The sequence below is a fragment of the Brucella anthropi ATCC 49188 genome (assembly GCF_000017405.1).
GTDB lineage: Bacteria > Pseudomonadota > Alphaproteobacteria > Rhizobiales > Rhizobiaceae > Brucella > Brucella anthropi.
Genome location: NC_009669.1, coordinates 1 through 11,857 on the forward strand (window position 1 = coordinate 1; position 11,857 = coordinate 11,857).

Sequence of the window (11,857 nt, forward strand, 5' to 3'; positions counted from 1 at the left end):
GAACAATAATCATTTAATTCAGCACGTTGTGGCTTCAAGAGGTTTTCAATAGCAGCATGGAAAATTTTCTTGGCCCGTGGCGAACTGATACCGTGTCCGAGGTGTTGTCACGTTAAGTTTCTCTGGCCGGAAAGACCAGGGGCTCGTAGATATTCATGCGAAACAGGCCGCAATTTTCCATGCATCGAAAGCTTCGAGGCGATGGTAGCGAATTGTGTGTGCGGCTCGGCGACGAGATGGAACAGAGAAACAATTGCGGGTCGCTGAGTGCATGGAGACGAACCGTTGCAACGCTCCAGGTGACCGATGACCTTGCATGGTTCGCTCCCGTTTCCTAAACGGCAGATGGCTATTTTCAGCCCGATTATTGAGGCCCTTGTGCGACCAATGGCCAAGGCCGGGTGCCACTTCTGCCTTTGCTGCACCGTAGGAGCGGAGCTTATCGGTGATGATCCGTTTGGGAGCAAAGCCATAGCGCTTCATTAACGCCACGAGCAGTCGCTTTGCCGCCCTTTTATCACGCCGCTTCTGCAAGATTTCTTCGAGAACGGAGCCATGTTGATCAACCGCACGCCAAAGCCAGAATTTTTCTCCAGCGCATTTGACGACCACTTCGTCCAAATACCAAATATCGCCGGGGCGCGCCTGACGCCGCCGCAAGTTGCGTGTGATCTGGGGGCCGAACTTGGCGATCCAACGACGAACTGTCTCGTATGATACGTCGATTCTACGCTCAAGCAGCATTTCCTCAACTTCACGCAGACTAAGGTTGAACCGCAGATAAAGCCACACCGCATGAGCAATAATCTGTGGCGGAAAACGGTGACGCTTGAAGATGATATCTGATGTCTGCATCGCCAAAATTTACGCCCAAACCGTCAGGCAGGCAACTGTAGCCCAGTTAACGTGACAACACCCTCTCAACCCGCAAAACCGCCAGGATATTCTATCCAAGAACGGAGTTGATGGCCGCTGCGACTGCTGAATTGCTTATGGGCTTGCGCACGATGGTTACGTCGCGAAGCTTTTCGGGGATGAGCACCCTGTCGCTATAGCCTGTCGTAAAAAGAAAAGGGATTTTCAGCTTCAGAAGCAATTCGGCGATATTCTCCGAAGTACGGTCTCCCAGATTAAAATCGAGAATTGCAAGATGGGGTTTGGATCGTTCAATGATCTCGAATGCCTCTGGTGCACTCGAGGCAAGATGAATATGCTCCGCGCCCAATTCTCGTAAGGTGTTTTCCATATCAAGGGCGATCAGGCTCTGATCTTCGACGACCAGAATCTTCATTCCATTCATGTGGGTTTTCTCGACAATGTCTTTTGGAATATCTGCCGTGATCAACTCGTCGTTTAATTGCGTCACATATACAGATGGAACAGAAAACTGTGCCCGAAGTCCATCCCGGTGGTATTCGATCTTGGCTTTTCCGCGGAGGTCGTACTCAAAAGAATTTCGAATTAGCTTGCTACCGAATCCGGTCTGTGAGGGCCAAGTAACGGATGGCCCTTCGGTCTCGCTCCAGAAAATCTCGCAGTCGCCGGAGGCTTGCTGTTTCCACCTGATAGTCAGGCGTCCTTGTGGAATTGAAAGCGCGCCATACTTCGCCGCATTTGTTATCATCTCGTGAAAGACCATGGCGATAACGCTGAATGCGCGTTGATCGAGATGAACCGGTGGACCTTCCAGAGTTATGCGACCAGGGGCATCACCATAAAGGTTGACCTCGGTTTTGAGCAAATCTGCTAGCGAACCGCCGTTTTTGCCGTCCAAAGACAGGTCGTGTGCCGATGCGAGCGCACGTAATCGTCCTTCAAGCGTTTGAGCGTAATCAGCAACATTTGTCGCGTTAGCTCCCGTCTGAAGCGCGATTGACTTCACCAGAGAAAGAATATTTTTCACACGATGATTGAGTTCGGCGTTTAACACCTGGCGTCGCTGTTCGGTTTTCGCTCTTTCCTGTTCAGACAACTCATTTTGCCGAAGTTTAACGTCACGCAAATAGGTGCCAATCGACTGAGCTACCGAAAGGTCTGTTGCTGTCCAGGGCGTTGAACGCCCGCGAACTTCTTCCCGCCAGGTATCAAAGCTGCCTCTCGGCGTTAATCTGGGGCCGAAAGGCGTTTCAACGGTGGTTTTCACCGGCTCGCCCGCCCATTCGATAGCGTGCGCCTCTTCGTTGCGGAACAAAACAAGATAATCATTGAACGCCATCGAAAGTGGTATTGCCAGCAGGCCTGCAACGCTTCCGGCATAATCGGCCAAGTGGGCCCTGATTTCCTGACTTGCCCAAAGCTCGCGTCGTGATTGACGGCTTGCGGTTTCGAGCACTTGGCGAGTTTGATGTTCGTTGAGTACGTCGCCACTTTGAAGCCATTGCCCATTCATCCATAATGCAGCTCCGTTGCCGCCAACCAATTCGGAAAACCGGCTGAGTTGTGCCCCCAGACTCTCGCGAATTTCGTCACTGATGCTTAATTGGGATACGATCGCGTCGAGCTTTTCTCGTGCGTCCGCGGTGAGTTGCAATGTTTTGCGTCTTTCACAATCGGCAATATGTAACGAAAAATACTGCCCGAACAGTTCAGCGCCTATGCGTAGGGGAAGAGGGGTGACTTTAGGGCTGTCGTGATGACAAGATATCAGGCCCCATAATGCTCCATCAACGACAATCGAAATCGACAACGAAGCGGAGACACCCATATTCTGCAGGTACTGGCAATGGATCGGGGAAACACTACGCAACTGTGCAAAGGACATGTCGACAGCGGGTTCGTCTGCCGCCAGTGAGGGACAAAGTGCGATCGGCTGATAGGACGTGTCGGAAATCATCCTTATTGTATTGATAAGATAAAGACGCCGGGCTTGAACCGGTATATCCGACGCCGGAAAATGTTGTCCCATAAAGCTGCAAAGCATGGGAGACTTTGCCTCTGCGATGACGCGACCGGCTCCATTATGGAGAAATCGATAAACCATCACGCGGTCGTAACCCAGCATTGCTCTTACAAGGCGCACGCCCGTTGCTGCAGCTTTGTCTACCGTTTCCTCGCGACCAATGCGATGAATGACGCTGCGTGTGAGATCAAGCGCCTGACGGGCACTTTGCCCACGATCCGCGCAGGGCTCTATTTCGACGAATGTTCTTCCCTTGTGTGTATGGATCACAGCGTCAAAGAGCAGGGATTTGCCTGGAAAGCGCAGGCCAAGTACGACAGATGACAAGCCCGGCTCTCTCGCTTTTGCGGCTGCATTACGGAAATCATGGGCATTTTTCTCGCCAACAATCAAAGAAATGGCGATGCCAGGGATCAAATCCCCTCTATAGCCCGTTATGCATGGAATATTGGCAGAAGCAAAAAGGAGATTTTGGCCAGACTGATCCATAACCAGCATTGCGCCGTGCGGTTGGATCGAACCTGGAATGTGGATTGGTTCGCGGTCACAATTAGTGAGATTGACAGGTTCGGACACATCCATTGCGGCAGAACTTTCCCGGGTGTTGTCACGTTAAGTTTCTCTGGCCGGAAAGACCAGGGGCTCGTAGATATTCATGCGAAACAGGCCGCAATTTTCCATGCATCGAAAGCTTCGAGGCGATGGTAGCGAATTGTGTGTGCGGCTCGGCGACGAGATGGAACAGAGAAACAATTGCGGGTCGCTGAGTGCATGGAGACGAACCGTTGCAACGCTCCAGGTGACCGATGACCTTGCATGGTTCGCTCCCGTTTCCTAAACGGCAGATGGCTATTTTCAGCCCGATTATTGAGGCCCTTGTGCGACCAATGGCCAAGGCCGGGTGCCACTTCTGCCTTTGCTGCACCGTAGGAGCGGAGCTTATCGGTGATGATCCGTTTGGGAGCAAAGCCATAGCGCTTCATTAACGCCACGAGCAGTCGCTTTGCCGCCCTTTTATCACGCCGCTTCTGCAAGATTTCTTCGAGAACGGAGCCATGTTGATCAACCGCACGCCAAAGCCAGAATTTTTCTCCAGCGCATTTGACGACCACTTCGTCCAAATACCAAATATCGCCGGGGCGCGCCTGACGCCGCCGCAAGTTGCGTGTGATCTGGGGGCCGAACTTGGCGATCCAACGACGAACTGTCTCGTATGATACGTCGATTCTACGCTCAAGCAGCATTTCCTCAACTTCACGCAGACTAAGGTTGAACCGCAGATAAAGCCACACCGCATGAGCAATAATCTGTGGCGGAAAACGGTGACGCTTGAAGATGATATCTGATGTCTGCATCGCCAAAATTTACGCCCAAACCGTCAGGCAGGCAACTGTAGCCCAGTTAACGTGACAACACCCTCTCTTCTTAATTAAGCCTGTTTGGTCTCGTAGGCGTCGATCCGGGACAACCGGCAGAGGTTGATGAAACAAGTCGAACGAAAACGCTTCGGCTCATTGATCGCCTTCGGCATTTTTAGCACCGGGCTCTTCGCGCCGGTCCTGATCGCGCACCAGCCAGTGGACTGCTCCGAGCGCAAGAGCCGCGCCCGCGAGGGCGGCAATCTTGGCTGGCTCCGTCTCGCCAAGGTCGAGGATGATAAATTTGCGCGCGATCGCGAGGAGCGCGATCAGCACGATCGTGCGGACCTGGAGAATGCCGAAGCTGCGTTCTGTCGCCACAAGAAGGGAGCGCTTGAACTCGAGCGCAATTACAACGGTGAAGATCATTCCGAACACCACCTGGAAGGTGGCGTAATCGAGCGTGTCGAACGCTCCCAAGACCAACCGGTTCACGACCTCGCGCATCAGCGCCCAAACCGACGCCACGACGATAACCGCAATGATGGCGCTGAGGACGAAAATGACGACCTGTTCGAACTTCTCATAGAGCGTCATCGCCGACCATTGTTCACGGGTTAGCCCGGATCGTTTCAGGTCTTTCATCATTCCCCCTCGAAAGCCGCCCCGGAGAAACAGGCTCCCCGGGGCTCACCAGACGGCGTGATATCAAACGGAGCTGAGCGGACGCCGCAAACCGGCGACACCCAATGTGGCAAATCAGCCGTTCTTGACATCGATACGCTTGATCTTCGCCTGCGCCTCGGGTGTCTGGGGCAGCTTGATCGTCAGAACCCCGTTCTTGAAGGATGCCTGCGCCTTTTCGCCATCCACACCGGGAGGGAGCGGAATTGTCCGGTAGATTGCGCCGTAGCTGCGCTCGGAGAGGTAATACCCCTTCTTCTCCACCTGGCGCTCGATCTTCTTCTCCCCCTTCACAGTCAACATGTCATCGTTGACCGTCACCTCGATGTCCTTCATCTCCATGCCCGGCAGCTCGATCGACACTTCGATCGCGTTGTCGGTCTCGACCATGTCGGATTTGGCTTCGCCGCTGCCCCAGGGCCATTCGAACTGACCGACCCGGTTCCAAAAGTTCTCGAACACATGGTTCATTTCGCGCTGGAGTGTCGCGATCGGGTTGTCTTCGCTGCTCTTGGCGTCTGGCGCGCCGTCCTTGCGCGCCCAGGGGATGAGGTCTTTGATCTGCATGATATGGTCTCCTTCGGTTTTCAGGCGCCCTTGACGGCGATCCTTTTCGGCTGCGCTTCAGGGGCCCGGGGGAGCGTTAAAGTTAGGACGCCTCCTCGCATCTCGGCTTCGATCCTGTCGGGGTCGAAGTCCTCGGAAAGCGTGAAGGCACGCTCGAAATCGCCCTCGCCATATTCGGCATAGGCAAGTTCGAGGTTTTTCGGCCGCACCGGGTCAACCTTGCCGCGGATCGTCAACACACGATTTTCGAGCGTGATTTCGATCGCATCGGCGGCGACCCCAGGCATTTCAAGCATCATGGAGAAACCCTGATCGGTCTCGACGATATCGGTCAACGGGCGGTAGATGCGTCCGCCGCCGGTGGTCTCAGGCGAGTCGGTCGGCGTCTTTTCGGCGGCTTGCGAGATGTCGGTGCTCATCGTTCCAGCTCCTCTCAGGCTGCCTTGATCTCGATTTTCTTCGGCTTTTCTTCCTCGGGCCGGGAGATGACGATCCGCAATACGCCGTTCGTCATTCTCGCCTCGACCTTGTCATCCGAGGCCGCGAACGGCAGGCGGATAGTGCGGGAAAACCTGCCGTAAACGCGTTCGTTGCGGTGCCAGCGCGCACCGTCGGGAACCTCGGGCGCCTTGCGTTCGCCCGACAGCGTCAGGACGTTGTCCTTGACCGAAATTTCAATGTCGCCCGGTTCGATGCCGGGAAGTTCAGCGGTGACTGCAACGGCCTCAGGGCCTTGCCAGACATTTACCGCCGGGAACGCCGCGCGGGACGGCGGCCAGAAACCGCGGTCGAGATCGCGCATCATGGAGCGCATCAGCGCAAAGGGATCGCTGCGGCGCAGATATGTCGGGTAGAGCATTGCTGGCCTCCTGTTGCTGATCGATACCCCCGAACCGTCGGCATGGAGGGACCGGGCAACGGTGCCGGCCGGATGTGGGTTCGGAGAACGCCTATCAAGATAGGCCGTTCCATTTATTATGCAAGCATGTATGATGGGTGCATTGCGTTTTGGATGGGGGGCGGTTTCTCCTGTGTACCATGCAATCGGCGGAAGGATAACCATGATCTCTTCGGACATCGCGCTGATCGGGACGACGATCCACCGGGTCGCGCAGCTCATCCAGCAGCGGATCGACCAAGACATCCGCGACAGCGGCCTGACCCGCCTGTCCTGGATGGCGGCGGCGCATGTCGAGGATGCGCCTGGGCTGACCATCGGCGATCTGGCCGACCTGCTGGAGGTCGGCCAGGCCACAGCCGGCCAGCTCGTCGATCGCATGGTCCGGGGCGGCTGGGTCGAGCGGTCGCCCTCGCCCGACGACAGGCGGGCGCAGATCGTCACGGCAACGTCGAAGGCCCGGGCGATGCTGGAGGAACTCGCGCCGCGGCAATCGGCGCTCGAACATGAAATCTTCCAGGATCTGTCGGCGGACGAAAGGCGCGCCCTGCTGGCGCTGCTCGAGCGGATCAAGGCGCGGCTCGGGCGCCAGTGAAAGGGACAAGCGGCATGGAAAGGAAGACCGAATATAACATCTGGTACTGGGTGGTGGCTTTCATAGCCGTGCTTTTCATCCAGAACCTGATCGCCGGCTGGCAATCCGTCGCACCGATCAGCTACAGCCAGTTCGAGAAGTATCTCGCTGACGGGAAAATTTCCTCTGTCGCGGTCGGGTCAGACACTATCACAGGCACCTTCGCCGAACCGGTCGACGGCAAGAAGCAGTTCGTGACGACCGTAGTGAATCCCGCAATCCTGGAACGGATAGACCGGTCAGGTATCGAGATCACTGGCGTTCCGCAAAACACTTTTCTCGGCACGCTGATTTCCTGGGTGGCGCCAGCGCTTATCTTCTTCGGAATCTGGATGCTGCTGTTCCGCAAGTTCGCCGACAAGCAGGGTTTTGGCGGGTTCATGCAGGTCGGCCGCAGCAAGGCCAAGGTTTACATGGAAAAAGAAACCGGCGTCAGCTTCGCCGACGTGGCCGGTGTGGACGAGGCCAAGGCCGAGCTCGAGGAGGTCGTGGAGTTCCTCAAGAACCCGGCCGAATACGGAAAGCTGGGCGCACATATCCCCAAAGGCATATTGCTCGTTGGGCCGCCGGGCACCGGCAAGACGCTGCTGGCGCGCGCGGTGGCGGGTGAGGCCGGCGTGACCTTCTTTTCGATCTCGGGATCAGAGTTCGTCGAGATGTTCGTGGGCGTCGGTGCCGCGCGGGTGCGCGACCTCTTCGAGCAGGCCCGGAAATCCGCGCCGGCGATTATCTTCATCGACGAACTCGACGCTCTCGGGCGGGCGCGCTCCTCCGGCCAGATCGCTGGCGGCCATGATGAGCGTGAGCAGACGCTGAACCAGCTTCTGACCGAGCTCGACGGCTTCGACCCATCAGTCGGCATCGTGCTGCTTGCGGCCACGAATCGCCCGGAGATTCTCGATCCGGCGCTGCTCAGGGCCGGACGCTTTGACCGGCAGGTGCTGGTGGATCGGCCGGATAAGAAGGGACGTGTGCAGATTCTCGGCGTTCACATGAAAAAGGTGAAGCTCGCCCCGGACGTCGATGCCGAGAAGGTCGCAGCGCTCACGCCCGGCTTCTCGGGCGCCGATCTTGCCAATCTCGTCAACGAGGCAGCATTGCTCGCCACGCGCCGCAAGGCCGATGCGGTGACGATGGACGACTTCAACAATGCCGTGGAGCGCATCATCGCCGGGTTGGAAAAGAAGAACCGCGTTCTGAACCCGCGCGAGCGCGAGATCGTGGCGCACCACGAGATGGGGCACGCGCTTGTGGCGATGGCTCTGCCGGGGGTGGACCCGGTGCACAAGGTCTCGATCATCCCGCGCGGAATTGGCGCGCTCGGCTACACTATCCAGCGCCCGACCGAGGACCGCTTCCTGATGACGCGGGAGGAGCTGGAGAACAAGATCGCAGTCCTGCTTGGCGGGCGCGCGGCCGAGAAGATCATCTACAATCATGTCTCGACCGGGGCGGCCGACGATCTGGTCAAGGCTACCGATATCGCCCGCGCCATGGTCGCGCGGTACGGGATGGACGAAGACCTCGGGCATGTCAGCTACGACACCGATCGGCCAGGCTTTCTCGGCACCGGCGACCAGTCGTCGTGGCTGAACCGCCGCTACAGCGAGGCCACTGCCGAGCGGATGGACTCGAAGGTGCGCGACATCGTGGATGGCGTGTTCAAGCGCACCCTCTCGCTTCTCGAAGCCAACCGGGCGCTGCTCGAGCAATCCGCGCAGGATCTCCTGCAACGCGAGACACTGGACGAGCCCGATCTGGTGGCAATTGGGTCCAAGGTGAAAAGAACGGAAGCGGTCGCTGCGTAACACTGTCACTGGCGCAGATGATCGGCGGACAACCCTGACTGGATAAAGAAACGGAGAAGACGAATGGCAAACGGAGCTTGCGATATTTGCGGTCGCCCGGCGACGGCGCGCGTGCGCGCCTCGGTGAACGGCAAAGTTCAGAACATGGAGCTGTGCGATCAGCACTACCGCGAAATGGTGCGCCGGTCGGGCCGCAGCGCATCGCCGCTGGAGTCCCTGTTCGGACGACATTCCCTTTTGGACGAATTCTTCGGCGATAGCGGGTTCGGCAGCCTGTTCAGCGACAGCCCGCTGCGGGGTGGTGCACTGGGCGCCACGGGCGCGGGTGAGGACGACGTCGTGGATGCCACCTTCGGGGAGGAAACGCCGCGCCGCGGATCGCGGCGCGGCGGCGGACGCACCATCGCCGACCGGCTGAGCGAACAGGGCAACAAGCTGCTGCAGGATGCAGCACAGAAGGCCGGGGAATTCGGGCGCAGCGAGGTCGATACCGAACATCTGCTTCTGGCATTGACCTCGTCTGACGTCGTCAAGACGATCCTGGAACAGTTCAAGGTCGATGTGGACGATCTGCGCCGCCAGATCGAGAAGGAGGCGAAGCGTGGAGACGCCAAGACGGACGGCGAAATCGGCGTAAGCCCTCGCCTGAAGGACGCGCTGAACCGGGCCTTCATCGCCTCGAACGAACTCGGCCATTCCTATGTCGGTCCCGAGCACCTTCTGATCGGACTTGCCGAGGAAGGTGAAGGCCTGGCCGCGGCGATGCTGCGCAAGCTGGGGTTGACGCCGCAGGCGCTGCGTCAGCAGGTGACGAAGGTGGTCGGCAAGGGAGCCGAGGAAGGCCGCGTCGAGACTCCGTCGAACACCCCCGATCTCGACCAGTTCAGCCGTGACCTGACGAAACTCGCCCGCGAGGGCAAGCTCGATCCCGTCATCGGCCGCGCCCGCGAGATCGAGACGACGATCGAAGTGCTGGCCCGCCGGAAAAAGAACAACCCGGTGCTGATCGGCGAGCCCGGCGTGGGCAAGACCGCCATCGTCGAGGGACTTGCACAACGGATCGTCGCGGGCGAAGTGCCCGAGGCGCTGCGCGACAAGCGGCTGGTCGAGCTCAACATCAACTCGATGGTGGCCGGGTCGAAGTATCGCGGCGAGTTCGAGGAGCGGGTGCAGAAGATCCTCAAGGAGATCACCGAGGAGAAGGACAGCCTGATCCTGTTCATCGACGAGATGCACACCATCGTCGGCGCCGGCCAGGGCGGCGGCGAAGGTGGTCTCGACATCGCCAACACCTTCAAGCCGGCGCTGGCGCGGGGCGAGCTGAACCTGATCGGCGCGACGACGCTCAACGAGTACCAGAAATACATCGAGAAGGACGCGGCGCTCGAGCGACGGTTCCAGCCGGTTTATGTGGACGAGCCCACGGTCGCACAGACGATCATGATTCTGCGCGGGCTGCGCGACACGCTCGAAAGCCACCACAAGGTGACGATCACCGACGAGGCGATCATCGCCGCCGCGGAGCTTTCGGATCGCTATATCACCGGTCGCTTCATGCCCGACAAGGCGATCGACCTGATCGACCAGGCCGCGGCGCGGGTGAAGATCTCGGCCACTGCTCGGCCCGTGGACGTGCAGGAACTCGAAGCCGAGGTCGCGCAGATCAAGCGCGAGCAGGACTATGCCGCAGCCCGCAAGCAATTCGACCGAGCAGCAGAACTGAAGAAGGAGCTGGAGCAGAAGCAGAAGGAGCTCGACGAGCTTCTGGAGATCTGGAAGCGCGATCAGGCTTCGGCGACCGCCGAGGTGCGCGCCGATCATGTCGCGCAGATCGTCTCGAAGATCACCGGCGTTCCGGTCACTGAGCTGACCACCGAGGAGAAAGACAAGCTCCTCAAGCTCGAGGAGAAGCTGCACGAGCGCGTCATCGGCCAGGAAGAGGCCATCCGCGCCGTGGCGGATGCGGTGCGCCTGGCGCGCGCAGGACTGCGCGAGGGACGCGGCCCGACCGCGACATTCCTCTTCCTCGGGCCGACCGGGGTTGGCAAGACGGAACTGGCCAAGACGCTCGCCGAAGTAATCTTTGGCGATCAGGACGCAATCATCCGCATCGACATGTCGGAGTATGGCGAGCGCCACTCGGTCGCCCGGCTGGTGGGCGCGCCTCCCGGCTACGTCGGATACGACGAAGGCGGGCAACTGACCGAGAAGGTGCGCCGTCGGCCCTACTCGGTCGTGCTGCTCGACGAGATCGAGAAGGCGCACCCGGATGTCTACAACATTCTGTTGCAGGTGTTCGACGACGGTCGGCTGACCGACGGCAAGGGGCGCGTGGTGGACTTCACCAACACCATCATCATCGCCACGTCGAACCTCGGTTCGGACATCATCCAGCGCAACCTCACGAAACGCGGCAGCAGTGAGTTCGACGAGGCCAAGCAGAAGTCCGAGCTGATGGAGGTGTTGCGCGGTCATTTCCGGCCAGAGTTCATCAACCGGATCGACGAGATCATCGTCTTCCACTCGCTGAACCAGTCGGAAATCCGCCAGATCGTCGAGTTGCAGCTCAACCGGGTGAAGCGGACCGCCCTTACCCAGGGCGTCGAACTCGAACTCGATGTGAGCGTCGTGGATCACTTCGGCGCGGTCGGCTTCCGTCCCGAATTCGGTGCCCGCGAGCTACGCCGGCTGATCCGGTCGCAGTTGGAGACCGAGTTGGCCCGCGAGATGCTCTCCGGGCGGATCGAGGATGGTGACAAGGTCCGCGTCGCCTGGTCGGAAGACGAACAGAGGGTCGTGTTCGAAAAGATCGTAAAGGACATTGGTGACGACAGCCCGGACGATCAGGCCAAGGCCGGGATCGAGGAGCCCAGCGAAGTTGCCGAAAACAAGACGGACGTTCCGAAGCCCAGCGTTGGGGATGAGGTGCAGTCCAAGGACGACAAGTCCGCCGAGTGACAGCGCAAAAGACTGGCCCGGCGCGATATCGGTCGCGCCGGACCATCTCTT

10 protein-coding genes are annotated in these 11,857 nt (G+C 58.7%); 3 read left to right on the plus strand and 7 right to left on the minus strand.

The annotated features are described in order from the left end of the window. Positions 1 to 153 precede the first annotated feature (153 nt). The 7 genes from OANT_RS22990 to OANT_RS23020 all read right to left on the minus strand — a co-directional run bounded on the left by OANT_RS22990 (position 154) and on the right by OANT_RS23020 (position 6,367). Entirely contained in the window at positions 154 to 855 is a 702-nt protein-coding gene (locus OANT_RS22990) for an IS6 family transposase (protein WP_011982786.1), read from the minus strand. Positions 856 to 946: 91 nt separating this feature from the next. Then, positions 947 to 3,481, minus strand: coding sequence for an HWE histidine kinase domain-containing protein (locus OANT_RS22995; RefSeq protein ID WP_011982933.1), 2,535 nt, complete (start codon positions 3,479 to 3,481; stop codon positions 947 to 949). 71 nt (positions 3,482 to 3,552) lie between these two features. Then, positions 3,553 to 4,254, minus strand: a complete 702-nt coding sequence (locus OANT_RS23000; protein WP_011982786.1) for an IS6 family transposase — start codon at positions 4,252 to 4,254, stop codon at positions 3,553 to 3,555. Positions 4,255 to 4,410: 156 nt separating this feature from the next. Next, the gene (locus OANT_RS23005; protein ID WP_011982932.1) at positions 4,411 to 4,902 is read right to left on the minus strand and encodes a phosphate-starvation-inducible PsiE family protein; all 492 of its coding nucleotides are present in this window, start codon (positions 4,900 to 4,902) and stop codon (positions 4,411 to 4,413) included. A gap of 114 nt (positions 4,903 to 5,016) precedes the next feature. Continuing rightward, positions 5,017 to 5,508, minus strand: a complete 492-nt coding sequence (locus OANT_RS23010; protein WP_011982931.1) for an Hsp20/alpha crystallin family protein — start codon at positions 5,506 to 5,508, stop codon at positions 5,017 to 5,019. A 20-nt stretch (positions 5,509 to 5,528) separates the two neighbouring features. Next, positions 5,529 to 5,927, minus strand: a complete 399-nt coding sequence (locus OANT_RS23015; protein ID WP_011982930.1) for an Hsp20/alpha crystallin family protein — start codon at positions 5,925 to 5,927, stop codon at positions 5,529 to 5,531. A 14-nt stretch (positions 5,928 to 5,941) separates the two neighbouring features. Next, positions 5,942 to 6,367, minus strand: coding sequence for an Hsp20/alpha crystallin family protein (locus OANT_RS23020; protein WP_011982929.1), 426 nt, complete (start codon positions 6,365 to 6,367; stop codon positions 5,942 to 5,944). 202 nt (positions 6,368 to 6,569) lie between these two features. Between OANT_RS23020 and OANT_RS23025 the strand changes: the two genes are divergently transcribed. From OANT_RS23025 to OANT_RS23035, 3 genes are all read left to right on the plus strand, one after another. Beyond that, positions 6,570 to 7,001 (plus strand): MarR family winged helix-turn-helix transcriptional regulator, encoded by a 432-nt coding sequence (locus OANT_RS23025; RefSeq protein WP_011982928.1) that lies wholly within the window; start codon positions 6,570 to 6,572, stop codon positions 6,999 to 7,001. A gap of 14 nt (positions 7,002 to 7,015) precedes the next feature. After that, a complete protein-coding gene (ftsH, locus tag OANT_RS23030) occupies positions 7,016 to 8,848 on the plus strand; it encodes an ATP-dependent zinc metalloprotease FtsH (protein WP_011982927.1) in 1,833 nt (610 codons plus the stop codon). Between the two features lie 63 nt (positions 8,849 to 8,911). After that, a complete protein-coding gene (locus OANT_RS23035) occupies positions 8,912 to 11,806 on the plus strand; it encodes an ATP-dependent Clp protease ATP-binding subunit (RefSeq protein ID WP_011982926.1) in 2,895 nt (964 codons plus the stop codon). Positions 11,807 to 11,857 lie beyond the last annotated feature (51 nt).

Excerpts from the sequence above, each read along its gene's own strand:
- OANT_RS23035 (WP_011982926.1), top strand. The coding sequence starts at position 8,912 with ATGGCAAACGGAGCTTGCGATATTTGCGGTCGCCCGGCGACGGCGCGC.
- OANT_RS23025 (WP_011982928.1), top strand. The coding sequence starts at position 6,570 with ATGATCTCTTCGGACATCGCGCTGATCGGGACGACGATCCACCGGGTC.
- OANT_RS23015 (WP_011982930.1), bottom strand. The coding sequence starts at position 5,927 with ATGAGCACCGACATCTCGCAAGCCGCCGAAAAGACGCCGACCGACTCG.
- OANT_RS23010 (WP_011982931.1), bottom strand. The coding sequence starts at position 5,508 with ATGCAGATCAAAGACCTCATCCCCTGGGCGCGCAAGGACGGCGCGCCA.
- ftsH (WP_011982927.1), top strand. The coding sequence starts at position 7,016 with ATGGAAAGGAAGACCGAATATAACATCTGGTACTGGGTGGTGGCTTTC.
- OANT_RS22990 (WP_011982786.1), bottom strand. The coding sequence starts at position 855 with ATGCAGACATCAGATATCATCTTCAAGCGTCACCGTTTTCCGCCACAG.
- OANT_RS23020 (WP_011982929.1), bottom strand. The coding sequence starts at position 6,367 with ATGCTCTACCCGACATATCTGCGCCGCAGCGATCCCTTTGCGCTGATG.
- OANT_RS23005 (WP_011982932.1), bottom strand. The coding sequence starts at position 4,902 with ATGAAAGACCTGAAACGATCCGGGCTAACCCGTGAACAATGGTCGGCG.
- OANT_RS22995 (WP_011982933.1), bottom strand. The coding sequence starts at position 3,481 with ATGGATGTGTCCGAACCTGTCAATCTCACTAATTGTGACCGCGAACCA.
- OANT_RS23000 (WP_011982786.1), bottom strand. The coding sequence starts at position 4,254 with ATGCAGACATCAGATATCATCTTCAAGCGTCACCGTTTTCCGCCACAG.